16 protein-coding genes are annotated in these 25,302 nt (G+C 71.7%); 11 read left to right on the top strand and 5 right to left on the bottom strand.

Annotation, left to right across the window (positions count from 1 at the left end):
* The first annotated feature begins 53 nt into the window (after positions 1 to 53).
* The 9 genes from ACZ7L5_RS17705 (at position 54) to tgmB (ending at position 10,250) form a co-directional block, all read left to right on the top strand.
* Positions 54 to 2,831, top strand: coding sequence for a SpoIIE family protein phosphatase (locus ACZ7L5_RS17705; protein ID WP_471517573.1), 2,778 nt, complete (start codon positions 54 to 56; stop codon positions 2,829 to 2,831).
* A gap of 135 nt (positions 2,832 to 2,966) precedes the next feature.
* The gene (locus ACZ7L5_RS17700; RefSeq protein WP_471517571.1) at positions 2,967 to 3,779 is read left to right on the top strand and encodes a chitosanase; all 813 of its coding nucleotides are present in this window, start codon (positions 2,967 to 2,969) and stop codon (positions 3,777 to 3,779) included.
* A gap of 181 nt (positions 3,780 to 3,960) precedes the next feature.
* Entirely contained in the window at positions 3,961 to 5,325 is a 1,365-nt protein-coding gene (locus ACZ7L5_RS17695) for an FAD-dependent oxidoreductase (protein WP_471517569.1), read from the top strand.
* A gap of 138 nt (positions 5,326 to 5,463) precedes the next feature.
* Positions 5,464 to 6,429, top strand: a complete 966-nt coding sequence (locus ACZ7L5_RS17690) for a DUF1152 domain-containing protein (RefSeq protein WP_471517567.1) — start codon at positions 5,464 to 5,466, stop codon at positions 6,427 to 6,429.
* A 102-nt stretch (positions 6,430 to 6,531) separates the two neighbouring features.
* Entirely contained in the window at positions 6,532 to 7,026 is a 495-nt protein-coding gene (locus ACZ7L5_RS17685) for a lamin tail domain-containing protein (RefSeq protein WP_471517565.1), read from the top strand.
* Positions 7,027 to 7,244: 218 nt separating this feature from the next.
* Positions 7,245 to 8,417 carry a hypothetical protein gene (locus tag ACZ7L5_RS17680; RefSeq protein ID WP_471517563.1) on the top strand — a complete coding sequence of 391 codons (1,173 nt, stop codon included), beginning with the start codon at positions 7,245 to 7,247 and terminating at the stop codon, positions 8,415 to 8,417.
* 235 nt (positions 8,418 to 8,652) lie between these two features.
* A complete protein-coding gene (locus ACZ7L5_RS17675; RefSeq protein WP_471517561.1) occupies positions 8,653 to 8,949 on the top strand; it encodes a DUF1232 domain-containing protein in 297 nt (98 codons plus the stop codon).
* Positions 8,950 to 9,067: 118 nt separating this feature from the next.
* Positions 9,068 to 9,259: a putative ATP-grasp-modified RiPP gene (tgmA, locus tag ACZ7L5_RS17670; protein ID WP_328884225.1), complete on the top strand. Its 192-nt coding sequence runs from the start codon at positions 9,068 to 9,070 to the stop codon at positions 9,257 to 9,259.
* A gap of 16 nt (positions 9,260 to 9,275) precedes the next feature.
* Positions 9,276 to 10,250 (top strand): ATP-grasp ribosomal peptide maturase, encoded by a 975-nt coding sequence (tgmB, locus tag ACZ7L5_RS17665; RefSeq protein WP_471517559.1) that lies wholly within the window; start codon positions 9,276 to 9,278, stop codon positions 10,248 to 10,250.
* 23 nt (positions 10,251 to 10,273) lie between these two features.
* On the opposite strand, the gene ACZ7L5_RS17660 is transcribed toward tgmB, so the two are convergent.
* Positions 10,274 to 10,492 carry a hypothetical protein gene (locus ACZ7L5_RS17660; RefSeq protein ID WP_328877349.1) on the bottom strand — a complete coding sequence of 73 codons (219 nt, stop codon included), beginning with the start codon at positions 10,490 to 10,492 and terminating at the stop codon, positions 10,274 to 10,276.
* A gap of 178 nt (positions 10,493 to 10,670) precedes the next feature.
* Entirely contained in the window at positions 10,671 to 11,132 is a 462-nt protein-coding gene (locus tag ACZ7L5_RS17655; protein WP_471517557.1) for a DUF2269 family protein, read from the bottom strand.
* A gap of 156 nt (positions 11,133 to 11,288) precedes the next feature.
* Between ACZ7L5_RS17655 and ACZ7L5_RS17650 the strand changes: the two genes are divergently transcribed.
* Positions 11,289 to 12,251, top strand: a complete 963-nt coding sequence (locus ACZ7L5_RS17650; protein ID WP_471517555.1) for a GlxA family transcriptional regulator — start codon at positions 11,289 to 11,291, stop codon at positions 12,249 to 12,251.
* A 110-nt stretch (positions 12,252 to 12,361) separates the two neighbouring features.
* Positions 12,362 to 12,709 (top strand): hypothetical protein, encoded by a 348-nt coding sequence (locus ACZ7L5_RS17645; RefSeq protein WP_328877352.1) that lies wholly within the window; start codon positions 12,362 to 12,364, stop codon positions 12,707 to 12,709.
* 63 nt (positions 12,710 to 12,772) lie between these two features.
* On the opposite strand, the gene ACZ7L5_RS17640 is transcribed toward ACZ7L5_RS17645, so the two are convergent.
* From ACZ7L5_RS17640 to ACZ7L5_RS17630, 3 genes are read right to left on the bottom strand one after another with little or no spacing between them, the layout of a single operon-like run.
* On the bottom strand, positions 12,773 to 20,128 hold the full coding sequence (locus tag ACZ7L5_RS17640; RefSeq protein ID WP_471517552.1) for a MupA/Atu3671 family FMN-dependent luciferase-like monooxygenase: 7,356 nt from the start codon (positions 20,126 to 20,128) through the stop codon (positions 12,773 to 12,775).
* The gene (locus ACZ7L5_RS17635; protein ID WP_471517550.1) at positions 20,125 to 23,595 is read right to left on the bottom strand and encodes a type I polyketide synthase; all 3,471 of its coding nucleotides are present in this window, start codon (positions 23,593 to 23,595) and stop codon (positions 20,125 to 20,127) included. Before ACZ7L5_RS17635 ends, ACZ7L5_RS17640 begins: the two co-directional genes overlap by 4 nt.
* Positions 23,595 to 24,857 (bottom strand): MFS transporter, encoded by a 1,263-nt coding sequence (locus ACZ7L5_RS17630; protein ID WP_471517549.1) that lies wholly within the window; start codon positions 24,855 to 24,857, stop codon positions 23,595 to 23,597. The genes ACZ7L5_RS17635 and ACZ7L5_RS17630 overlap by 1 nt, the downstream gene beginning before the upstream one ends.
* Positions 24,858 to 25,302 lie beyond the last annotated feature (445 nt).

Here is a 25,302-nt window from a genome sequence, read left to right as displayed (position 1 = left end):
ACGGTCCGTGACGTCTCTCGCCTCCCGGGGCCCGGCAGTGTAGACATGGGCACATGGTCCGACTATTGGGTCGATCCGGGGCCCGGTCGGCCTCTCGTCCCGGCGGTCTGCGCACACGCGGTGCGTCCGACCGCTTCCTTGGAGTGCCCGAACGAGGGGTCCTGAGCGACGAGCCGGCTCAGGGGCGGCGCACGGGGTGGTTCGCCTCGTTGCGGGCGGCGGTGGGCGGGCGCAGTGTCGCCGGGCAGGTGTTCCTGCTGCAGGTGGTGATCGTGCTGCTGCTGGTCGTCGCCGCGGTGGTGGCGCTGGTGCTGCAGGTGCGGTACGACACCACGCAGGAGGCCCGCAACCGCTCGGTGGCCGTCGCCGAGTCGTTCGCCAACGCGCCCGGCACGCGGGAGGCGCTGAGCAGCCCGGATCCGTCCGCGGTGCTGCAGCCCCGTGCCGAGGCGGCGCGCAAGGCCACGGACGTGGACTTCATCGTCGTCATGAACATCGACGGCATCCGCTACACCCACCCCAAGCCGGACCGGATCGGCAAGCAGTTCGTCGGGAACATCGCACCCGCGCAGGCCGGCCGGGTGGTGACCGAGGAGATCACGGGCACCATCGGACCGCTCGTACAGGCCGTCGTACCCATCAAGGCACCCGACGGGCAGGTCGTCGGGCTGGTCTCGGCCGGGGTCACCAAGGCGACCGTGGGCGGGACCGCGGACCGGCAGCTGCCGCTGGTGCTGACCGCGGCGGCGGTGGCGCTCGCCCTGTCGACGGCGGGCACGGCGCTGGTCAGCCGTCGGCTGCTGCGGCAGACACACGGCCTCGGGCCGCACGAGATGACCCGGATGTACGAGCACCACGACGCCGTCCTGCACGCCGTGCGGGAGGGCGTGATCATCGTCGGCACCGAGGGCCGGCTGCTGCTCGCCAACGACGAGGCGCACCGCCTGCTCGACCTGCCCGCCGACGCCGAGGGACACCGGGTGCTGCATCTCGGCCTCGCCCCCGACACCGCCGAGCTGCTGGACTCCGGCCGGATGGCCACGGACGAGGTGCACCTGATCAAGGACCGGCTGCTGGCCGTCAACCAGCGCCCCACCACCCTGCGGGGCCGCCCGTCCGGCAGCGTCGCCACCCTGCGCGACTCGACCGAGCTGCGGGCCCTGTCCGGCCGGGCCGAGGAGGCCCGCGAGCGCCTGAACATGCTGTACGACGCCGGTGTGGGCATCGGCACCAGCCTGGACGTCACCCGCACCGCCGAGGAACTGGCGGAGCTGGCGGTGCCCCGCTTCGCGGACTTCGCCACCGTCGACCTGTACGAGGCCGTGCTGGGCGGCGGGCAGCCGGAGGCGGCGACGCGGCTGCGACGCACGGCGAGTAGCGGCATACGCAAGGACGCGCCGCTGTACCCGGTGGGCGAGCAGCTGAGGTTCGTCGACTCCTCGCCGCAGGCTCGCGCCCTGAAGGACGGACACGCCGTCATCGCGCCGCGGCTGGACGAGGCGCCGGGCTGGCGTGCCCAGGATCTGGAGCGCTCGGCGCAGGTCGTGGAGTTCGGCATCCACTCCCTGATCGCGGTGCCGCTGAGGGCGGGGTCCCTGGTGCTCGGCGTGGTCAGCTTCTGGCGGTCGCAGAAGGGCGAGCCGTTCGACGCGGACGAGGTGGCGCTTGCCGAGGAGCTGGTCGCCCGGGCCGCGGTGTCGATCGACAACGCCCGCCGGTACACGCGCGAGCACAGCATGGCGGTGACGCTTCAGCGCAGCCTGCTGCCGCGCCGGCTGCCCGAGCAGAACGCCCTGGACATCGCCTACCGGTATCTGCCCGCGCAGGCCGGGGTGGGCGGCGACTGGTTCGACGTGCTGCCGCTGTCCGGCGCCCGGGTCGCGCTGGTGGTGGGGGACGTCGTCGGCCACGGGCTGCACGCGGCGGCGACGATGGGCCGGCTGCGTACCGCCGTGCACAACTTCTCCGCCCTGGACCTGCCGCCCGACGAACTGCTCGCGCTCCTCGACGAGCTGGTCGCCCGCATCGACCAGGACGAGGCACAGGAGGGCGACAGCGCCCCGGTGACCGGCGCGACCTGTCTGTACGCGGTCTACGACCCGGTGACCCAGCGGTGCACCATGGCCCGCGCCGGCCATCCGCCGCCGGCCCTGATCCAGCCGGACGGCAGCGTCGGCTTCCCCGACGTGCCCGCCGGTCCCCCGCTGGGCCTGGGCGGGCTGCCGTTCGAGACGGCAGAGCTGGAGCTGGCGCAGGACAGCCGGCTCGTGCTCTACACGGACGGTCTGGTGGAGGACCGCGAACGGGACATCGACGAGGGCCTCGAACTGCTGCGCGACGCGCTGTCCCAGGCCGGCCCGTCGCCGGAGGAGACCTGTCAGGCGGTGCTGGAGGCCCGCCGCCCGACCCGGGCCGGGGACGACATCGCGCTGATCGTGGCGGGCACCCGGGCGCTCGGGGCCGACCTGGTCGCCGAATGGGAGGTGCCGTCCGATCCGGCGGCCGTGGGCCAGGTGCGCTCCGACGTGACACGGACGCTCGAGGCGTGGGGCCTGGAGGAGCTGTCGTTCACCACGGAGCTGATCCTGAGCGAGCTGGTCACCAACGCGATCCGGTACGGCGGTGAGCCGATCCGGGTCCGGATGCTGCACGACCGCAGTCTCATCTGCGAGGTCTTCGACAGCAGCAGCACCTCGCCGCATCTGCGCTACGCGACCATGACGGACGAGGGCGGGCGCGGTCTCTTCCTCGTCGCGCAGCTGGCCGACCGCTGGGGCACCCGGTACCTGCCCGCGGGCAAGGTGATCTGGGCGGAGCAGCCGCTGCCGTAATCGGCGGCTGTTTGTACATAGGTACGAACCTTCGACGCAACCGGTGCCTCTCACGCGCGCCATCTGATAGGAAACCTTCCTATCAGTGTCAGGCAACGGCCAACACTCCACCCCCCACCTCCACTTGGAGCCGCCGTGAAGCACCCAGCACGCACGTCGCGCCGAACTCTGCTCGCCCTCGTCGGCGCATCCCTCGCGTCAGCCCCACTCCTCAACTCCCCCCACGCGTCCGCGGCCGCGGTGGGACTCGACGACCCGGCGAAGAAGGAGATCGCCATGAAGCTGGTGTCGAGTGCGGAGAACTCCTCGCTCGACTGGAAGGCGCAGTACAAGTACATCGAGGACATCGGCGACGGCCGCGGCTACACCGCCGGGATCATCGGCTTCTGCTCCGGCACGGGCGACATGCTCGACCTCGTCGAGCTCTACACCGACCGCCGCCCCGGCAACGTCCTCGCCCCGTACCTGCCGGCGCTGCGACGGGTGGACGGCACCGACTCCCACGACGGACTCGACCCGAACTTCCCGCGCGACTGGGCCCGGGCCGCACAGGACCAGGAGTTCCGGCGGGCGCAGGACGACGAGCGCGACCGCGTGTACTTCGGCCCGGCCGTGCGGCAGGGCAAGACGGACGGGCTGCGCGTGCTCGGCCAGTTCGCGTACTACGACGCCATCGTCATGCACGGCGACGGCACCGACCCGACCAGCTTCCGCAACATCCGCAGGCGTGCGCTGAACCAGGCCCGGCCGCCGGCGCAGGGCGGCGACGAGGTCACCTACCTGCACGCGTTCCTGGACGCGCGGGTGTGGGCCATGAAGCAGGAGGAGGCCCACAGCGACACCAGCCGGGTCGACACCGCCCAGCGGGTCTTCCTGCGCGCGGGCAACCTCGATCTGAACCCGCCGCTCGACTGGCAGGTGTACGGGGACAGCTACCACATCGGCTGACCCGTCCACGGGGTGCCGTGCCGCCGTCGCGCGGTGCGGCACCCCGCGTCGTCCTCACACTTTTCAGCCCATAGAATTGATTTATGAGCTCATAGGTCGGACCCGTGTACCGACTTAGGCTTGCCTTAGTTTAGGCTTCCCGTCGAGATCACTTTTGTCATCGCTCGAAGGGACCCTGATCATGCCCCGCCCCCTGCGGGTAGCCATCGTCGGAGCCGGCCCCGCCGGGATATACGCCGCCGACGCCCTGCTCAAGTCCGACGTGGCCGCCGAACCCGGTGTGTCCATCGACCTCTTCGAGCGCATGCCGGCGCCGTTCGGACTGATCCGGTACGGCGTCGCCCCCGACCACCCCCGCATCAAGGGCATCATCACGGCCCTCCACCAGGTCCTCGACAAGCCGCAGATCCGCCTCTTCGGCAACGTCGACTACCCGACCGCCATCAGCCTGGACGACCTGCGCGCGTTCTACGACGCCGTGATCTTCTCGACGGGTGCGACGGCGGACCGGGCGCTGCCGATACGGGGTGTCGACCTCGACGGGTCGTACGGCGCCGCGGACTTCGTCTCCTGGTACGACGGCCACCCGGACGTTCCGCGCACCTGGCCGCTGGAGGCCGAGAAGGTCGCCGTCCTCGGCGTCGGCAACGTCGCCCTCGACGTGGCCCGCATCCTGGCGAAGACGGCGGAGGAACTGCTCCCGACGGAGATCCCGCCGAACGTCCACGAGGGCCTCAAGGCCAACAAGGCCCTGGAAGTCCACGTGTTCGGCCGCCGCGGCCCGGCGCAGGCGAAGTTCAGCCCCATGGAGCTGCGCGAGCTGGACCACTCCCCCAACATCGAGGTCATCGTCGACCCCGAGGACATCGACTACGACGCGGGCTCGATCGAGACCCGGCGCGGCAACAAGCAGGCCGACATGGTCGCCAAGACCCTGGAGAACTGGGCGATCCGCGACGTCGGCAACCGGCCGCACAAGCTGTTCCTGCACTTCTTCGAGTCGCCCTCCGAGATCCTCGGCGAGGACGGCAAGGTCGTCGGCCTGCGCACCGAGCGCACCGTCCTCGACGGCACCGGCAACGTCAAGGGCACCGGCGAGTTCAAGGACTGGGACGTCACCGCGATCTACCGCGCGGTCGGCTACCTCTCCGACAAACTCCCCAAGCTGCCCTGGGACATCGACTCGGGCACGGTCCCGGACGAGGGCGGCCGGGTCATCCAGGAGTCCGGCGAGCACCTGCAGTCGATGTACGTCACCGGCTGGATCCGGCGCGGCCCGGTGGGCCTGATCGGCCACACCAAGGGCGACGCCAACGAGACGGTGTCGAACCTGCTGGCCGACTTCGCCAATGGCCGTCTGCAGACGCCGGGTTCGCCCGAGCCGGAGGCGGTGGAGGCCTTCCTCGCCGAGCGCGAGATCCGCTTCACCACCTGGGACGGCTGGTACAAGCTCGACGCCGCCGAGAAGGCACTGGGCGAGCCCCAGGGCCGTGAGCGCGTGAAGCTCGTCGAGCGCGAGGACATGCTGCGGGAGAGCGGCGCGTAAGACGCCGTAGCCGAAGCTGAGGCTGAAGGCTGAGGGCCGGGGGTCCCAACCCTCGCTGAGGGCCGGGGGTTCCAACCCTCGGCCCCCTCGGTCTTTATCGGCGCGCTTGCGGTGATCAGTACCTGTTAGCGTCCCCCGGTGTTCTCCCTCCTCGAGCCCCCTTTCTTCACCCGGCTGCGCGACGCGCGCCGCGTGCTCGTCGCCGGTGCGGGCGGCGGTTTCGACGTGTACGCCGGACTGCCCCTGGCGCTCGCGCTCCGCGCGGCCGGCAAGGAAGTCCAGCTGGCCAACCTGTCCTTCTCGGACCTGTTCGGACTCTCACTCGACGCGTGGGTGGACCACGACGTCGCGGCGATATGCCCCGACACGGCAGTGCGGGGCGACTACTTCCCGGAGCGGACGCTCGCGCGGTGGCTCGCCGTGCATGACCTGCCCGACACGGTGTACGCGTTCCCCCGCACAGGGGTCCAGCCGCTCAGGGCCGCCTATCGCACGCTCCTGGAGCACCTGGGCGGCGTGGACGCCATCGTGCTGGTGGACGGCGGGACCGACATCCTGATGCGCGGCGACGAGCACGGGCTGGGCACGCCGGAGGAGGACATGGCCAGCCTGGCCGCAGTGTCCGGGCTGGACGAGGTTCCGGTGCGGCTCGTGGCCTGCCTCGGGTTCGGCGTGGACTCCTATCACGGGGTCAACCACTCCCTGGTGCTGGAGAACCTCGCCGCGCTGGACCGCGAGGGCGGCTACCTGGGGACGTTCTCGCTGCCGCGCCACAGCGAGGAGGGGCGCGCGTACCTCGACGCGGTGGAGCATGCCCAGCGGGCCACGCCGGACCACCCGAGCATCGTCCAGGGTTCCGTCGCGGCTGCCGTGCGCGGCGACTTCGGCGACGTCCGGTTCACCGAGCGCACCAGGAACAGCGAACTCTTCATCAATCCGCTCATGACCCAGTACTTCTGCGTCGACGCACCCGCCCTGGCCGGCCGCAACCTGTATCTCGACCGGATCGAGAACACCGCGCTGATGCGCCAGATCAGCTCGGTCATAGCGGAATTCCGCGACGAGCTCACCCATCAACGGCCACCGCGCGCATACCCCCACTGACGCGCCCGCGTCTCACATTTCGGTGAAGCCTCCCCACCGCGCGCGGGAGTTGCCTACACTCCTGATCTTCACACAAGCTCCACACAGGGGGGATATTTCTCCATGCGCATACGCATCGTCGCCACAACCGCCGTCGCCGCCGGCACGCTCGCCGTACTGTCCGCCGCACCGGCCCAGGCCACCGAGTACTCGTCCGCGCTGAAGATCCGCGGCATCCAGTACGACGCACCCGGCAGCGACTCGAACAACTGCCGGACCGGCAACACCGACGAGGAGTACCTGACGATCAAGAACTACTCGTCCGGTACCACGGTCAACCTCAAGGGCTACGTCGTGAAGGACAAGGCCGGCAACCGGTTCGCCTTCACCGCCAACCACTACCTCCAGCCCGGCGACTACGTGAAGCTCCGGGGCGGCAACGGCAGCGACTCCGACGCGAAGAACGTCGTCTACCGCGACAACTGCAACTTCATGTGGAACAACGACAAGGACTCGATCTACCTGAACAAGCCCTCCGGCGCCGGGGCGGACTCGCACTCCTACACCAAGAGCGGGAACGACCGGGACGGCAACGGCTACATCACGTACCACAACTGAGCGGACCCCGAGTCACGAGCAGGACCCGCCCCAATGCGGATGGTGGGCGGGTCCCGCTCACCGAGTCATTGTCATGACCGGAAGCGGTGCGGACCACGAGTGAGGGACGCCGGCCGGTGCGGATGGCGCACACCCCGTGTGCGGACCCCGCCCAGCGGGCAGGCATCTGCGGCGACGATACTGATACGAGCACGTGCTCCCGCCCACAGATGGACCCCATGCCCAGCTCCTCCAGCCCCCGCCCCACGACTCCCCCCTCGGTGTGGTTGGCCCGTGGCCGACATCTCGGGCCCGCCGCGGAAGAGGTACTCCGGCTCAGCCTGCGCCGGCTCAAGGACAGCCGGACCATCGACGACTTCCTGGAGCTGCCCGAGACCGAGGGCGCCCAGGAGTGGATCTTCGAGGCCCGATGGCGGGTCGCGGGGTCGGTGACCGTGCGAGCCCGGCTCACCGTCGAGCACGACTCCGGCAGCGGCCAGGACTGGATGCTGGCAGCGGAGGCAGAGGCGCCGTGGGACCCCCGGTGGCCGTCGCCGGCCGCCCTGTTCTGGCCTCAGGAACCCGACGCGACCTGGGACCACACGCCGGTCTCGGACCTGCGCCTTACGGACATCAACCCCCTGCCTTCGGACGACAAGGCCGTACGGCAGCTGCTGCGGGACTGCGCGCGAGACGGCTGGGGCATCCATGTGGTCGTCCACGAGGCCATGACCACGGACCAGCGCGGCCGCACGCCGCTGGCCGGGATGCTGCCGCCGGGCCTGCGGCATCGGCTGGTCGAGCACCGTGCCGCCCCCAGCCAACTGCGCGTCGTGAACTGGGCCCTGCGGGACCTCGGCGTGCAGGTGCCGCGCGGGGGCGCCGTGGTGCTGCCCGGCAACCCGGCGCCGTCCGGCTACGACGCGGACGACTTCGCCGTACGCAGCGTCTTCCTCGACGGCACCGAACCGGCCGAGCTCATTCACGCCGTGACGCGGTTCGCCGCCCTGGCGCGCCCACTGCCGGACGGCGCCGAGCAGGCCCTCACCGCCCTGCGGGAGGACTGGCGGCTGCTGACGCTCGAGGAGGAGCTCGATCGTGAGCGCAAGCTCGTGGCGATGTACGCCGAGGCGCTCGAGGCGATGACGAAGTCCCGCGATCTGTACCGGGAGGCCGCCGAGCAGGCGCACGCGGCGCTGGCCGCCTTCCGGGAGTCCGCCGACGCCGCGCCCGAGAGCCCGCTCGAGACCCCCGCGTCCCCGGCGGCGTCCCCGCTCCAGCAGCTGACCCGGACCTTCGAGCGCCTCAAGGTCTCCGGCCGGACACGCAGGCCCGCGGCCGAGTCGGGGGACGCGCAGGAGGCCAGGGCCGTCGAGGAGCAGCCGCAGATCCCGGGCCGCCGCGGGGCGTAGGACGGCTGCGCCGGATCAGTGGATGGGGCGTACTGCGTCCTGCGGGCTCGCTTCGGCGCGCGGGTGGACGGATCGTGCGCCTGCGCGAGCAGGTGACCGGGCCGATCCGTGCGTCTTCCGTCCTGACGGGTGACGGGGTGCGGCCGAGTGAGCGCTGCCATGCAATGCACAGGCCGCAAGGGGGAATCCGACCGGCAGGTGCACATGGTGCGCGCCGCCGGCAGGAGGAGGGTCCATGGAGTCGACCACCGCGGTGATCGTCGTCGTCGTGGCCCTCGCGGCCGTCGTGCTCGCCGTCGCCTTCTGGGTACTGGCGCGGCTCGTGCGGACGCGGCGTGTGATGCGGCGCGCCGGACTGCCGACGGGGCCGCGCTGGGTGTTCTGGGGCGCGGTTCTGTACTTCGTGCTGCCCACCGATCTGATGCCCGATCCGGTGTATCTGGACGACATCGGCGTGCTCTTGCTGGCACTGCGTACCCTGCGCCGTTCTCCCGATGCGGGACCGCCGGACGCCGTTGATTACAGAAAGTAAGGAAACCAATCACTCGTTCGATTCGTTTAAGTAAGTGGAGACCGAGGGGCGTCGGCGGGCCGAAGGGCGCCCCTGGGTGACCAAGCTCGATCGGAGCAGCACCTGTGAGGGAGAGACGATGCAACCGTTCGCGCTCAACTATGCACGGCCGGCAGCGGAGTTGGAGGTCGCCGCTGCATATGCTTACGACTCCGGTCTGCAGTTGAACGTGCTGCGTGACGGGCGAATAGCCGCCTGTGATCACGCGCTCTTGCGGGAGTTGGGGACCACGACATCCACGGCGGGCTCGAAGACCCACTTCGACGACTGAACGCAGGTCGCCGACGATGACGGTCTTGATTGTGACCAACGAAGAAGACGTGACGGCGGACATGGTGGTCGTGCACCTGAACGCATCCGGCGTTCCGGTGGTCCGGCTCGATCCCGCCGACGTGACCGACGGGGTCGCCCTGTCGGGCGAGTATGTGCACGGCTCTTTCCGTGGCCATCTGTCGTCCGCGGGACGCCTGGTGAGCGTCAGCGGCCTGCGGTCGATCTGGATGCGCAGGCCGGGGGCCGCGGCGGCGCGGGCTGCCGTGCCCTCCGCCTGGCTGACGCAGGAGGCGGAGCAGGCGCTGTACGGCATGCTGCGCGGCTGTGACGTGCGCTGGATGAACCATCCCGACGCGGCGCGCCGGGCTCGCTACAAGCCCTGGCAGCTGCGGCTGGCGCAGCGCTGCGGTCTGCCCGTTCCGGCCACATTGATCACGACGTTCCCGCAGGCCGCCCGTGATTTCGCCGAGCGGTATCCGGATCTGGTGGTCAAGCCGGTGTCCGGCGCGCACCCACAGGATCCGCCGCGCGCGGTGCCGACCAGCAGGGTGGGGCCGGACGCGGACTTCTCCGCTGTCGCGTTCGGGCCCACGCTGCTGCAGCGGCGCGTGGCCAAGCGTGCCGACATCCGTCTCACCGCGGTGGGCGAGCAGCTGCTGGCAGCCCGCAAGGCGACGGGTACAGAGACCGAGGTGGACGTCCGGTTCGCCGCGTCCGACGCGCCGTGGTGTCCCGTCGAGGTCGCGCCGCGTGTCGCCGAGGGCGTCCGCGCCTATCTGAAGGACGCGGAACTCGCCTACGGCGCCTTCGATTTCGTCGAGGACGCCGACGGGACGTGGTGGTTCCTGGAGTGCAACCAGTCGGGGCAGTTCGGGTTCATCGAGGTCGACACGGGCCAGCCGATCGCCCGCACCATCGCCGAGTGGCTCGCGCAGCCGGCCTCCGAGGAGCAGCCGCACGCCAACGGGGCGAGCGCGAAGGTGCCGTGACCGGTCCGCCCGGCCGTCCGGGCTCAGAGCGACTGCGGCCCCGGCGGCAGTGCGCTTCGCTGCCAGGTCGGGGCGGGGGGTGCGGGGCGTCCGGGAGGGGGTGCGTGGCCGCTGGACTGCAACAGGGGCTGCATGGCGAACTCGATTTCCCTGCTGACGCGTTCGGCCTCCCTGCGTACCTGGGTGGGGATGTCGCCGCGCTCCGCGATGAGCCGGTCGTAAATGGGGGAATCCTGGAACACCCGTCAACGCGCCTTTCATGTCGTGGCCCTGTGTGCAGATGGGCACGGCTGTCGAGTCTAGGCGCCGACGCACACTGAAGTACGAATTCTGCCAGAGCGCTTGACGTGCGACGAACGGGCGGTTCCACCCCGACGCGTGGTCGCGGTGCCGCCCGTCCCCCGCTGCCCGCCGCCCGGGTCAGGCGCCCGTCGTGGCACCGGGCCGGACGATCATCAGCACCGTGACGGTCGCCCACAGGAGGTTGAAGATGCCGGTGAACATGGCGAGTTGAGCCGTGACCGAGCGCTCCACGGGCTTCTCGGCGCTCAGTTGGCCGACGAGTTCCTCCTGGCGGGGCAGGACGAAGGCGATCAGGATGCCGGCGGCCGCGGCGGTCAGGGCGATGGACGTGATGAGCCATCCGCTGCCCAGCACTCCCATCGCCAGGCCGGTGGCCAGGCCGAGGACGGGGACCGACACCCCGATGGCGCCGTAGACACGGCAGATGCGGTGCAGGAGCCGGACGGTGCCCACCGCCACCGCCCCGTCGGTCGCCGGGACGCGGCGCGCGGCCGGGGGGAACATGCTGGCCGCGACGGTGACGGGGCCGACCGCGATGATGGCGGCCAGGACGTGAAGGGTGAGGAGGATCTTGGTCACCCGCCCCACGCTAGGGATCTTCCGGGTGATCGCACAGGGGCAGAAACGACAGCCTCCAACGGGTTCCCGCCAAGCGCGCTCTCCGCCCTTTCACCACACATCACCGAATCCACCTGTGCTTATGCCGGTGGCGGGAATCCGCCTAGGGTGTCCTTCATGCACACCGTGGCGATCCTTGTTCTCGACAACGTGGTGCCGTTCGACATGGCGACACCGTTCCAGATGTTCGGCTGGACACGGCTGCCGGACGGCCGCCGTCCCTACCGGGTCCGGCTGTGCGCCGAGTCGCCGGAGGTGCGCACGGAGGGCTTCGCCCTGCGGATCGACCGAGGGCTGGACGGGCTGGAGGACGCGGACACGATCATCGTGCCGGGCTGCGACGAGACCGGACCGCCCTCCCCCGGCGTGGTGGCGGCCCTGCGCGAGGCGGCCCGGGCGGGCACCCGGATCGCATCCGTCTGCGTGGGCGCCTTCGTCCTGGCCGAGGCCGGACTGCTGGACGGACTGCGCGCCACCACCCACTGGATGGGCACCGACGAGCTCGCACGGCGCTTCCCCGACGTCCACGTGGAGCCGGACGTGCTGTACGTCGACAACGGGCAGATCCTCACGTCCGCCGGGGCCGCAGCGGGACTGGACATGTGTCTGCACATGATCCGGCGGGACCTGGGCTCGGCCGTGGCCGCGCACACCGCGCGCATGTCCGTCGTACCGCTGGAACGGGAGGGCGGACAGGCGCAGTTCATCGTGCACGAGTATCCGCCGGTGCCGCGCGGCTCGGCGCTCGAACCCCTGCTGGAGTGGGTCGAGGACAACCTGGCCGGGGAGGTCACCTTGGCAGCGTTGGCGGAGCGCTCGGGGATGAGCGAGCGCACCTTCAGCCGCCGGTTCCGTGAGCAGACCGGCACCACGCCGCTGCAGTGGCTGCTGCGGGCGCGCGTGCGGCGGGCCCAGTATCTGCTGGAGAACAGCGACCATCCGATCGAACGGATCGCGCGTCAGGCGGGGTTCGGGTCGCCGACGGCGTTCCGTGAGCGCTTCCGCCGGGTGGTCGGCACCACGCCGCACTCCTATCGGGCCGCGTTCCGGGCCAAGGCCTTGGTCGGCGCCGCGTCCTGACCGGGGCGAGGCCTGCTGTCAGGTCACGGTGGGATAAATCACCCGAGTCCACACGGGCCGTCAGCAGTTGGACAAGGGTATCGATCCCGCCCCAAGGACGGTGTACGCCCATGAACTGCTCCAGCCGCCTTCTCTGCGTCCTCTACATCGCCACGAGCGCGGGGCTGGCCTGGACCTCGGTCCTGGAGATCCGGTACGGGCCCGCGTGGGCGGCGTGCCTGTTCGCCGCCGCCAGTCTCGTGCCGGTCATCGCGGTGGTGCGGGAGACCGTGATCGGCGACCAGCGGCGGTGGCTCCTGGAGCTGGTGACACGCGCCGGGCGCGCCGGCGACGCCGCCGAGGCGATCGTCCGTGCGGAGCTCGACTCCGCGTGCTGCGAGCGCTGGTGGACGAGCCTCGGCAGTGAGCACGAGGTGACGTGCCGGCACTGGATGCCGAGGAGCAGCAGCGCCGCGTGAGCGTCCGTGACGCCGACCCGCGCGCCGGGGTGGCGCGGGGCGGGACGGCGTCACGGACGGGTGTCACCGCCCGAGCGCCCGGTCGGCCTCCTCGCTCAGCAGGGCGACGTAGTCACGCGTCCAGCCCTCGATGGTGGCGCGGTCCCACAGGTCGGCCGAGTACTCCACGAAGCCCTTGAGTTCGTCGCCGGCCGGGACGAGCCCGAAGGTGAGTTCCGTGCGGGCCGCCGCGGGCGCGAGGTCCTCGATGGCCGTGGTCAGACCGGGCAGTTCGACCTCCGCGTCCAGAGAGCTCTGGTAGGCGAAGCCGACGTCCAGCCGGTCCGGCACGTCGACACCCTTGCGCTCCCGCATCGCCGGGGCGATCCGGCGCACCGGCAGGGCCTGGTCCATGCACTCCACGGTCGTCCGGGCGACCTGGTCCGTCAGGGTCGCGAAGGAACCCGCCACACCCTGTCGCACCGGCAGCGCGAAGCCGGTGACCGTGCAGGCCAGCAGGGACTCGAACGCGCGGCGCTCACGGTTGGCGTAGGAGACGTTGAACACGACGTCGGACTGCCCGGACTTCCGCGCGAGCATCCGGCCCAGCGCCGCGGCCGTGACCACGAACGGCGTCGTCCCCCGCTCCCTTGCCAGCCGCTCCACGGCGGCCCGGGTCTCGGCCGGCACGGTGAACATCACGGCGCCGCCCCGTCCGCTCGCGCTCTGCGGCCGGGGCCGGTCCAGCGGCAGGTCGACGGTGAACGGCACTCCGTCGAGCTCGCGCAGCCAGAACTCCACCTTCCGCTCCTCGGCCGCCTCGTCCACCTGCTCCTGCTGCCAATGGGCGTACGCCACGGGCTGGCACTGCACGGGCGGCAGGGCATGGGGCTCGCCTTTCACGGCCGAGCCGTAGAGCCCGGCGAGTTCCTTCAGGAGCAGGCTGACGGACCATCCGTCGCAGGCGGAGTGGTGCAGGACGAGGAGCAGTGTCCAGTTGCTCTCGCCGGTGCGCAGGAGGCGCAGCGCCATCGGAATCCCGCCGGTGGGGTCGAGTGGCGTCTCCGCCGCCTCGGAACTGGCCCGGTCCAGCGCCGCCTGCCGTTCTCGGGCGGGCAGCCCGGTCAGGTCCCGCACCGGCAGCTCCGCCGGGCGGGCCCGCAGCACCTGCTGCTCCCAGCCGTCGCCGCTGCGGGCCAGGCGGGTCCGCAGCCCCTCGTGCCGCTCGACGAGCCCGGTCAGGGCGGTGCGCAGGGCCGCCACGTCCAGGTCGCCGGTGAGGGTGATCCGCAGGGCCACGTTGAAGACCTGTGGGAGCCGGTGGTCGGCGTGCACGGTGGCGAAGCGGGACTGCTGCACGGTGGCGGGGGCGCGGTGCTCCACCGTGCCGGGTCCGTCCTCGTCCGCCTCGGGTGAGGCACTCGCGGTCGCCGGCGCCGCGGTCTCGCCCGCCGCCGCGGCCAGTTGGGCCGTCATGGCCCGTAGCGTCGGTTCCTGGTAGAAGCTCAGCATCGGGTACTCGGATGCAAAGTCCTCCCGGACCCGGTTGACCAGCCGCATCGCGGTGATCGAGTGGCCGCCCAGGTCGAAGAAGGAGGCGTCGGCCGCGATGCCGTCGGCGTCGATGCCGAACTCTTCGGCCCACAGCTCCCGCACCCGCCGCTCGATGCCCGTCAGGTGTCCGGCGGTGGGAGTTTCGCCGCCGGCACTCGGCGTGCGGGCCGGTGCCGAGGTGACGAGGTCGGGCGCCGGCAGCGCGGCGCGGTCCAGCTTGCCGTTGCCGCTCACGGGCAGCGCGGGCAGGACCCGCCAGGCGCGCGGCACGAGGTACTCCGGGAGCCGGGCCCCCAGTTCCTCGGCCAGCAGATCGGCATAGGCCTGCCGGTCGTCGGCCGCATCGCCGATCGGGTCGGCGGGGACGGCATAGGCCGCGAGGTACGCGTCGCCGCGATCGTTGCGCCGGGCGAGTACCGCCGCCTCGCGCACGCCGTCCAGGGCGTTGAGTGTGCGGGAGACCTCCTCCGGTTCGACCCGGAAGCCCCGGATCTTCACCTGGTCGTCGGCCCGGCCGCAGAACTCCAGCGTCCCGCCGCCGGTCCAGCGGACCAGATCGCCGGTGCGGTACCTGCGGGCGTCCGGGCCGCCGTCCAGGTCGGGCAGGAACCGCTCGGCGGTGAGTTCGGGGCGGTGCAGGTAGCCGAGGGCCACGCCCGGTCCGCCGACGTACAACTCCCCCACCGTGCCGACGGGCACCGGGCTGCCCGACTCGTCGAGCACGCTCAGCCGTACGTTGTCGGCCGGGCGCCCTATCGCGATGGGACGGGCGGGGTCGTCGTTGTGCGCGGCGACGGTTTCCGCGGTGCACAGCACGGTGGTCTCGGTGGGCCCGTAGACGTTCACCGTCTCGTACGACGCCTCGGGACGCGGCCTGGTGCGCAGTACGTCTCCGCCCAGCAGGAGGTGACGCAGGGGCGGCTGCTCGTGCGGAGGCAGCCGCAGCAACTGTTCGCCCAGGGCGGTGGGGAGGATGGAGAAGGTGACGCTCTCGCCGGCGTACCACCGGGCCAGGGACAGCGGGTCCCTGCGGATTTCCTCGTCGGCGATGGTGACCGACGCCCCCGCGGTCAGTGCCGGCCAGATCTCCAGGATCGAGGCGTCGAAGCTCTGACTGCACACGGCGGCGCTGCGGTCGGCCGAGGTGAACGCGAAACGCCGGTGGTGCCATTCGCACAGGTCGACGACCGCGCGGTGCGCCAGCACCACCCCCTTGGGTGTGCCGGTGCTGCCCGAGGTGTAGATGACGCAGCACGGGGTCTGGTCGTCGGTGGCGGACGCGGGGCGCGGCGGGTGGGGTGCGGTCGCGGTCGCGTCGGGGGGTACGACGGTCACGCCCGGCGGCAGCTTCAGAACGGCCGCCCCGGCAGGCGCCGACACCACGGTCCGCGCCCCGCACTCGGCGATGACCTGCTCGGCGCGCACCCGGCCGAGGGACGGATCCAGCGGCACGTAGGCGCGGCCCGCTCTGAGTGCGGCGAGCATGGCGACGACGAGGTCGGTGGAGCGCGGCAGCCACAGCGCCACGACCTCGGCACCGCCGTCCGTGGCGGGCTGTTCCCGCAGGGCGGCGGCCAACTGCTCGGCCCGGTCGTTCAGTTCGCGGTACGACAGCCGTGTGTCGCCGCTGATCACGGCAGTGCTGTGCGGCCGCGCTGCCGCCTGCCGGGCGACCAGGTCGTGGACGGTGGTGTCCGCGAGCGGGCGGGACGGGCCGTGCTGCCAGGACCTCGGAACGGGCTCCCCGTCGGCGGCGGTGTCGACGGCCGCCGGAGCGAGCCGGGACAACGGCGTGTCAGGGGTGTCGACCGCTGCGGCGAGCAGTGTCCGGAAGGTGGCGAAGAAGTCGTCGACCGTCTCCTGGTCGAAGAGGTCGGTGTTGTACTCCAGGTGGCAGCGGATGCCCTCGCTCTGGTCCGTGAAGTAGACCGTGAGGTCCGTCAGGGACTTGTCCGGGCCGGCGTCCAGCGGTGTGGCCTCGATGCCGGGCAGGTCGAAGCGGAACGGTTCGGCGCGCTGGAACTCCGCGAACGCCTGGAACACCGGAGTCCGGTCGACCGCCCTGGGCGGGGCGAGCTCGCGCACCACTGTCTCGAAGGGCACGCGCGCGTGGTCGTACGCGTCGAGAGCGACCGTGCGCACGCGGTCCAGCAGCGTGCCGAACGCCGGATCGCCGGACAGGTCGAGGCGCAGCGCGAGGGTGTTCACGAAGAACCCGAGCACCTGCTGGGCCCGCTCGGGCCGGTCCGAGATGGGGGTGCCGACGACGATGTCCGTCTGCCCGGTGATCCGGTGCAGCATCGCCCCGTAGCCGGCGAGCAGGGTCATGAACAGGGTGCTGCGGCGGGCGCGGCTCAACTCCCGCAGCCGCCCGGAGAGTTCCGGGTCGAGCGTGTGGAAGACCGCCCGGCCGTTGGAGGTCATCGTCGGCGGGCGCGGCCGGTCGGTGGGCAGGGCGAGGACGGGCAGGTCGCCGTCGAGGGCGCGGCGCCAGTGGGCCAGGTCCTCGTCGGCCTCGGGGCTGTTCGCGGACGCCGCCTGCTCCCTGGCGTGGTCGGCGTAGCTCCAGGTGAGCGGGGGCAGGTCGGGAGTGGTGCCGTCGCGTTCGGCGCGGTAGAGCGCGGAGAGGTCGCGGGCGAGAACCGTGGCGGAGGCCGCGTCGACCACGATGTGGTGGAGGGACAGCACGAGGACGTGTTCCGCCTCGGCGAGCCTGACCAACCGGGTGACGAACAGCGGCCCGTCCGCCAGGTCGAAGCGGCGTGCGCTCTCCGCCGCCAGGAGGTCGCCGAGCGCGGTCCGCGGGTTGCCGGTGCCGTCGACGACCTCGAAGTCGGGCTCGACCGGCGCTGCCCGCACCACCTGTCGTGGCTCGCCTCCGCTCTCCCGGAAGACGGTGCGGAGGCCCTCGTGCCGGGCGACGAGGCCGCGCAGTGCCGCGCGCAATGCGGGTACGTCGAGGGGGCCTTCGAGGCGGATCGCCTTGACCTCGTTGTAGGCGGTACGACCAGGGAGCAGGCGCTCCAGGAACCAGATCCGTTCCTGGCCGGGCGACAGCGGCGCCTCGGCAGGGGCCGGCGCGGCCGTCCGCCGGTATGTGCGGCGCAGCGCGTCCAGATGTGGCAGGCCCTCGCGCAGGTCGTCCGGGGCGACACCGAAGTCGACGAGGGCGACGATCTCGTCGGCGCCCGCCGCGGTCACCGCGTCCACCACCGGGCGGACGCTGTCCACCGTGCCGATCAGGGCGCGCTGGTCGCAGTAACGGCCGTAGGCCCGGCGGAACACCGCGTCCAGGTCGTCCTCGCTGAGCTCGGCCAGGTCGACGTTGTGTCCGAGGCTGTTGGTGACACCGCTGAACACGGACAGGGACGCGCGCATATAGCGGGAGAGCGGTTCGTACGCCTCGCTCCGTGCGATGTCGTGGTCGGCCGCGAGGTAGGTGTGCAGCAGGACGGCGACCCGCCCGGCGTCCGGGTCCAGGCCGTGCTGGGCCCGGGTACGCCGGTAGCGGGCGATGTTCTCCCCGAGCTGTTCGACGCTCTGGGTCATCAGGTTGGTGACGATGCCCAGGTCGTGACGGGCGGCGAGTTCGAAGGAGGCGGGGTTGCCGACCACCGCGGTGTACATGGGCGGTGCGTCCTGCACCGGACGCGGGAAGAGGTGTACCTCGGCCTCGCCGGCCCCACTGGCCCGGCGCACGGGTTCGCCGTGCCAGAACTTCCTCACCTCCTCCAGCTGTTCGTACATCAGCTCCTTGTGCCGGCCGAAACGGTCGGGGAAGAACACGAAGTCCTTGGCGCTCCAGCCGCTGGCGACGCCGATGCCGACACGCCCGCCGGACAGGTTGTCCACCATCGACCACTCCTCGGCGACCCGGATGGGGTCGTGGAGCGGCAGGACGACGGAGCCGGCGTTGAGCCGGATGCGTTCGGTCTCCCGGGACAGCGCGGCGGCGAGCACGGCGGGGTTGGGGAAGAGGCCGCCGAAGGAGTGGAAGTGACGCTCGGGCATCCACAGCGCATGGAAGTCGTGCCGATCGGCGAACCGGGCGACGTCCATGAGAAGTTCGTACGGGCCGCCCTTCGCCGGCCCGGAGGCCTCCTGCGGGTAGTCGCCGAAGAAGTAGACGCTGAAGTCAGCGGTGCGGGCGGCGGTGCGGGCGGCGGGTTGGCTCACGGGTGCGGTGCGGGAGTCGGTGACGGCGGCGGCGTTCCAGGCCATGGCGGCGACCGGGGCGGGTGCCTCCGCGGGAACAGCCGGTTTCGGTTCCGCGGCCCGGCCCGGTGCGAGTGCCGGTGCGATTGCCGGTTTCGGTTCAGGTGGCGCAGCCTTCGGCACAACCGGCCGCCCGCCCGGGAAGAAGCCCGCCGTCCGCAGCTCGCGCAGCGAATCCCGTACGGCGTCCGACACGAACTCGATGTCGCCGTCCGTGTGGGCGGTGGACAGGAAGAAGTTGCGCCACTCCCAGACGTGCACGCCGCGCAGCATCAGGTGGTGGTAGAGGAGCTCCATGTCGGCGCGGTGCTCGAAGCGGAACTGGGAGCCGAAGTGGCTCATCCGCAGCGGGAACTCCTCGGCCTCGAAGAAGCCGTTGAGCGTCGCGGCCAGTTCGGCGGTACGCGCGTTGAGCCGCTCCTGGAGGCGCGGGCTGTGCTCCTTGAGGTGGGTCAGCACGGCGCGCGCGGCGACCATCGACACCGGGTGCTGGATGTACGTGCCGCCGAAGAACGTGGTGTCGGCGGGCGGGTAACTGTCGTCGCCGTAGGACCAGTGGCCGCCGTCGACGCCGTCCATGATGTCGGCGCGGCCGGCGATGGCCCCGATGGGGAAGCCACCGCCGAGCAGCTTGCCGTACGTGGCGAGGTCGGGTGTGACGCCGTACAGTTCCTGCGCGCCGCGCAGGGCCGGGCGGAAGCCGGTCAGCATCTCGTCGAAGAGCAGCACGATGCCGTGGCGGCTGGTCAGCTCGCGCAGCTTCCGTACGAACTCGACGGGCCGCAGGGAGGGGTGTCTGCTCTGCACCGGCTCCACGACGACCGCGGCGATGTCGCCGGCGTGCCGGGCGATCGCCTCCAGGGCGGCGTCGGTGCCGTAGTCGAGGACCAGCAGATCGGAGACCGAAGCCTGCGGGATGCCTCGGGAGACGGGCACGGTGACCTGGTCGGTGCCGCTGCCCGAGGCGCGGCCGAGGACGTTGTCGGCGTGGCCGTGGTAGGCGCCCAGGAAGGTGACGATCTTGTCGCGGCCGGTCGCGGCGCGGGCGAGGCGGATGGCCGCCGAGTTGGCCTCCGTACCGGAGTTGGCGAAGGCGACCCGCTCCAGTCCGGTCAGTTCGGCGAGGAGTTCCGCCGCTTCGCCGGTCTCGACGTTGCGCGGGCCGAGCTGGATGCCCCGGGACAGGTGCTCGCGCACGGCCTCGGTGACGAAGTCGGGCTCGTGACCGAACAGGAGGACGCCGAAGCCCATCGTGATGTCGACGTACTCGTTGCCGTCGACGTCCTGGAGCCGTGCCCCGCTCGCCCGGTGTCCCGCGATCGGGTACAGCATCTCCTTCGTACCGCTGCGGAAGCCCACGACGGCACGGCTGTCGGCCAGGACGCGGCGGTAGCGCTGGGCGATCCGCTTGGAGGTCGGGGTCCTTGCGGTGTAGCGGCGTACGAGATCGGCGAGGTGCTCCTGCTGGGAGTGCGGTGACACGCCCTGCACCATTCCGGAGGTCTTCGCGACCGTCACGCGCGGTCCGTGGACGCGCGGTGCCTCCGGCGACCGCTGCTCCGGGACGGAGGCGGCGGCTCCGCCCATCTGCTCGGCGATGCGCTGCGAGAGTTCCGCCATCGCCGCCAGATCCTGGTCCAGTGCGGCGGATATGCCGTGCAGCCCGGTCACTTGGCCACCTTGCCGTTGAGCCGCTCGGTCACCGAGGCCGTCTGGAGGGCCAGCAACTGGGAGAGCTGGGACATCATCTGCAGCTGTATCTGGGATATCTGCTGGAGTTTGCGGGCGAGGTCCTCCAGCTCCTCGCGGGTCGCGTACTCGGGGGCGGGTGCGGGGGTGGCGGGTGCGGGGGTGGCGGGTGCGGGGGTGGCGGGTGCGGGGGTGGCGGGTGCGGGGGTGGCGGGCGCGGGAATGAGGGGCGCGGGAGCCGGCGCGGGCGCGGGAGCCGGCGTGGGTGGAGGTGTGGGTGCAGGTGCGGCAACCCTGGGCGGCGCGATGGGCTGGGGTGCGACGGGCTGGGGCGCGACGGGCTGGGGCGCGACGGGCTCCGGAGCGGGCTCGCGAGCGGGGACTTCGGGAGCGACCGGCTGTGCCGACCCCGCCCGTTCTGCCGGGAGTTCCACCGGTGCCGTCCCGCCTGCCGTCCCCGGCATCCGGGCGGCGATGAACTCGGCGAGCCGCCGCGGCGTTCCCGTCTCCTCGAACAGCTGCCGCATCGTCACCTTGACCCGATGCTCCTGCTCCAGCTCCCGCAGCACGCTGATCATCTGCAGCGAGTCGGCGCCGAGGTCGAAGAAGGACGCGTCGCCGACGATCGCCGACGGCTCCTCGCCGAGGTGCCGGGCCGTCGCCTCGACGATGCTGTGCAGTACGCGCGCGACCGCTGCCTCTTGCTGAACCACTTCGGCTCCCTCACTCGCTGTTGTTCTTGTGCTGAGGGCCGTCAACTCCGGCCCTGTCCAGTAGTTCCTGTGCTGGAACCGGTATCCGGGCAGCGGGACCCGCCTGCCGCCGCTGCCGGCCAGCAGGACCCGCCAGCCGACGTCCGCCCCGGCGCAGTGCAGCCCCGCCGCCGCGCCCCACAGGGCGCCGAGCCCGGCACCGCGCCGCATCGACGGGAGGGACTGCACGGCGGGCAGCGCCCGGCGCGACAGGCCGCTGAGGGTGGTGTGCGGCCCGATCTCCAGCAGGACGTCGGGCCGCCCGTCGCCGATGCCGCGCAGCGCCTCGTCGAAACGGACGGGGTCGCGGGTGTGCCGTAGGAAGTAGTCGGCGTCCGGGGTCCAGCCGGGCGGGCGGGTCATTCCGTCGAGGGCGCTGACGAACGGGATCCGTACCGGACGGAAGTCGACGTCGTCGAGGATCTTCCGGAACTCCTCCAGCATCGGTTCCATCAGAGCGGTGTGGAAGGCACGGGTCACCGTCAGCCGCCGGCCCGGCGTGCCGCGCACGTCCAGCAGGGCACACGCCCGTTCCACGGCCTCGACCGGCCCGGCGAGCACCTGTGCGCGTTCTCCGTTGGTCACGGCCGGTTCCAGACCGGGCACTTCGGCGGCCAGGGCGAGGGCCGCCTCCCGGTCCACCGCCGCGGCCACCATCGCGCCGGGGGCGCAGCGTTGCTGCATCAGCCGGCCGCGTTCGGTGGTGAGACGCAGACCGTCTTGGAGTGAGAGGGCTCCGGCCGCGTGGAGCGCGGCGTACTCCCCGACGCTGTGCCCGGTGACGGCGTACGGTTCGATGCCGGTGTCGCGCCAGAGCCGCACGAGGGCGCACTGGAGGGCGAACAGCGCGGGCTGCGCGGTGTCCGTGCCCGCGAACGGTCCGTCGGGCGTGTGCTCCGGTGTCCCCTCCGCCGATGCGTCTGCCGTTCGCAGCGCGGCGAGCAGTGAGTCGCCGGTGAGGTCGCGGAAGTGGTCGTCGCAGGCGTCGAGCACCTCGCGCACGACCGCAAAGCGTTCATACAGGGCGTCGGCCATACGCGCGTACTGGCTGCCCTGCCCCGTGAACTGGAACGCCACGCGCGCGTGCCCCTCCACCGGCGTCGTCCCCGCCGTGGCTGCCCCGGCCGTGCCGGCGAGCCAGGCGTCGAGGGCGTCGGCGAGCGCGGTCGGGGTGGTGCCACGGACTGCGAGCCGGTGGCGGCCATGGACGCGGCCGAGCGCGGCGGTGGTGACCAGGTCCGCCAGGTGGTGCCCCGGCGGCTGCCGTAACCGGTCGCGGAAGGCGCGGGCGTTGTCCGCGAGGGCGGCCTCGCTGCTCGCGGAGACCAGCAATACGTCCGCAGGGGCGGCGGCGTCGGTCCGGGGAACGGGCTCGGGAGCCTGTTCCAGGACGAGGTGGACGTTGGTGCCGCCGACGCCGAGTGAGGTGAGGCCCGCGCGGCGGGGCCCGTCGCTCTCGGGCCAGGGCCGGGCGGTACCGGGGATGTAGAAGGGGCTGTGGCCGAGGTCGAGGGCGGGATTGGGCTCGCTGAAGTTCGCCATCGGCGGGATGACGCCGTGCTTGAGGACCAGCAGGGTCTTGACGAGTCCGGCGAGTCCGGAGGCCGCGTCGAGGTGGCCAATGTTGGCCTTGGCCGAGCCGAGGGCGCAGTAGCCGGTGCGGTCGGTGTCCTCGCGGTAGGCGCCGGTGGCGCCGTCGAACTCGATCGGGTCGCCCTTGAGCGTGCCGGTGCCGTGGGTCTCCAGGTAGCCGATGCTGTCCGCGTCGACGCCGGCGCGGCGCAGGGCCTGGCGGATGGCGGCGCGTTGCCCCTGGGCGCTGGGGGCGGCGAACGCCTTCTTGTCGGCGCCGTCGTTGCCGATGCCCCAGCCGCGGACGACACCGTGGATCGTGTCGCCGTCGGCCACCGCCCGGCCCAGCCGCTTCAGTACGACGGCCAGGACGCCCGTGCCTCCGACGGTGCCGTCGGCTCCGGCGTCGAAGGCCCGCAGACGGCCGGACTTGGAGAGGATCGAGCCCTTGACGTAGCGGTAGCCGACGACCTGCGGCACGTGGACGGCGGTGGCGCCGACGAGGGCGATGTCGCAGTCGCCCATGAGCAGGGACTGCGCGGCGGCCTGCACGCCGACCAGCGAACTGGAGCAACCCGTCTGGACGTTGACCGCGGGGCCGGTGAGGCCCAGCCGGTAGGCGATCCGGGTGGCGGTGAAGTCGGCGTAGTTGCCGACGGTGATCTGCATGCCGGCCATCCAGTCGGAGGCGGCCTGGGTGGGCAGGACGTTGTTGAGGAGGTAGTTCTGCAGGGTGTACAGGTGATATCCGGTGCTGGCGTACACGCCGACGCGGCTGCCGTCCCGTTCGTCCGGGTAGCCGGCGTCCTCCAGGGCGTGCTGGGCGCACTCCAGGAGCATGCGGTGCTGGGGGTCGGTGATCTTGGCCTCGCGGGCACTCATCGCGAAGTGCTGGGCGTCGAAACCGGCGATGTCGTCCAGCACCCCTGAGGCGCCGACGAAGTCGGTTGCCCGGTACTCCTCGGCGGGTACGCCGGCGGCGTCGAGCTCCTCGTCCGTGAACCGGGTGATGCAGTCCGTGCCGTCATGGATGACACGCCAGAACTCCTCGGGCGTGTTCGCGCCGGGCAGCCGGAAGGCCATGCCGATGACGGCCATCCGCGGGTCGGGGTCGCTCATGGCCATCAGCCGCGTCCCTCCGTCACAGTCGGTTTGTCCCGTCTGACCGCTTCCTCAGCGACATGGTCACGTGGGCCGCCCCGGCGCAGAAGCAGCAGGAGCAGCGTTCCGCACAGGACGATGGCGAGGCCGTGGAAGGAGGCCACGACCTGCAGTGGCGAGAACGTCTCCAGCAGGGCGCCGCTCACGAGCATGCCGAGTCCGAAGCCGGCGTTCTCCGCCGACGCGGAGAGCCCGAAGAGGCGGCCGCGCTGCTCGTCCGGGGCGGCCTGCAGCCGCGACACGTAGACGATCTCGGTGAACCCGTCGGCGGCGCCGGCGACGAGCGCGGCGATGACGGCGGGCAGGGTCGGCAGCCCGCTGAAGACGACGATGAACCCGGCCGACATCACACAGGCGCCGAGCGCGAACGCCCGCTCCCCGGGCGTGCGCCCGGTCTTCTTGGTGACCCGCCCGATCACCTGCTGGGCGACGATGTTGCCGATGGCCCAGGTGGCCCAGAACTGGCTGATGAACGTGGCCGGATGGTCGGGGTCCAGGCCGCTGGAGTAGATGGGCAGGGCGACGTTGTGGGACGAGGAGCCCAGCCCGTCCACCGCCCGGACGGCGATCATCGCCATCAACAGCGGCGCCGTGGCCAGCAGCGCCCGCGCCGTCCAGCGCGCGGCACCGGAGGACTCCGCGGTGCCGCCGGCGGCGGCATCCTTCTGCACCGCCCTGGTGCGTACGGGCAGCAGGAACAGCACCGTCGCCGAGACCAGGAAGGACGCGGCGTCCAGGGCGAACGCCGCGGAGTAGCCGAGCTGCGCGACCACCACACCCGACGAGGCGAACCCGGCGATCATCGCGAGTGAACGCCCGGTCACCAGGAGCCCGTTGGCGCGCACGCGGTGCTCCGCGCCGACGATCTCCGGGATGCTGCTGCGCAGGGCCACCTGGGAGAGTGTCGAGCAGCCGCCGGTGACCACGGCGAGGACGTAGAGCAGCCCTACGCGGGTGGCGTCCGGTGCGAGCAGCAGTGTCAGCAGCGCCACGGCCTGGCACAGGTCTGCGCCGACCATCAGGCGCTTGCGGTCGTAGATCGAGACGAGCCGCCCGCTCACCCAGCCCGACACGACATTCGTCGCCAGGCGTACGGCCATGAAGAGGCCTGCGGCCAGCGCGCTGCCCGTGGCGTCGTAGACGAAGACGTTCAGCGCCACCATGTTCAGGTAACTGCCGTACGCCGAGATGCCGTTGCCCAGGACGAGCAGCCGGAAGTTCCTCATGCACCTTCCCCTGGTCTGCATGGAGGGTGTGAGTGGTGTGCCGGGCCGGGATGCGTCGTCCGCGCGCTCAGTGGCGGGGCGGACTCGATACGGACGGCAGGCTCCGGGACGTTCGCCCGTCGCATCCGCCGCGCGGGTGGCGACGTCGCGGTGTCCGGTCCCCGTTCATCGGCCCCGACCGCGGTCGACCCGGCGGGGCGCACACCGCTGTCGCGGGGCGCGTCCATGCCCCCGTGCCGGCCCAGCACAAAAACCATTCCCCCTATGTGCCACCGGTCGGCGGCCAATGGTCCGTCAGCCAAGCAGATCCGGACACGGGGGTTCAAGGCTCCGGAGGAGGTCTAGACGACTTCAGGTCCAGATTTGGCGAATTCGGGCACCAGATTGCGCCAAATCTTCGGAGCGTCGCGCCCCGGCACGGCGATCGTACGGTTCAGGACAGTCC

This window comes from Streptomyces sp. NPDC107528 (assembly GCF_055639295.1).
Note: the sequence above shows the minus strand (reverse complement) of the source record. Positions and strands in the feature narration are given on the sequence as shown.

Excerpts from the sequence above, each read along its gene's own strand:
- ACZ7L5_RS17705 (WP_471517573.1), top strand. The coding sequence starts at position 54 with ATGGTCCGACTATTGGGTCGATCCGGGGCCCGGTCGGCCTCTCGTCCC.
- ACZ7L5_RS17695 (WP_471517569.1), top strand. The coding sequence starts at position 3,961 with ATGCCCCGCCCCCTGCGGGTAGCCATCGTCGGAGCCGGCCCCGCCGGG.
- ACZ7L5_RS17685 (WP_471517565.1), top strand. The coding sequence starts at position 6,532 with ATGCGCATACGCATCGTCGCCACAACCGCCGTCGCCGCCGGCACGCTC.
- ACZ7L5_RS17680 (WP_471517563.1), top strand. The coding sequence starts at position 7,245 with ATGCCCAGCTCCTCCAGCCCCCGCCCCACGACTCCCCCCTCGGTGTGG.
- ACZ7L5_RS17675 (WP_471517561.1), top strand. The coding sequence starts at position 8,653 with ATGGAGTCGACCACCGCGGTGATCGTCGTCGTCGTGGCCCTCGCGGCC.
- tgmA (WP_328884225.1), top strand. The coding sequence starts at position 9,068 with ATGCAACCGTTCGCGCTCAACTATGCACGGCCGGCAGCGGAGTTGGAG.
- tgmB (WP_471517559.1), top strand. The coding sequence starts at position 9,276 with ATGACGGTCTTGATTGTGACCAACGAAGAAGACGTGACGGCGGACATG.
- ACZ7L5_RS17650 (WP_471517555.1), top strand. The coding sequence starts at position 11,289 with ATGCACACCGTGGCGATCCTTGTTCTCGACAACGTGGTGCCGTTCGAC.
- ACZ7L5_RS17645 (WP_328877352.1), top strand. The coding sequence starts at position 12,362 with ATGAACTGCTCCAGCCGCCTTCTCTGCGTCCTCTACATCGCCACGAGC.
- ACZ7L5_RS17635 (WP_471517550.1), bottom strand. The coding sequence starts at position 23,595 with ATGGCCATGAGCGACCCCGACCCGCGGATGGCCGTCATCGGCATGGCC.
- ACZ7L5_RS17630 (WP_471517549.1), bottom strand. The coding sequence starts at position 24,857 with ATGAGGAACTTCCGGCTGCTCGTCCTGGGCAACGGCATCTCGGCGTAC.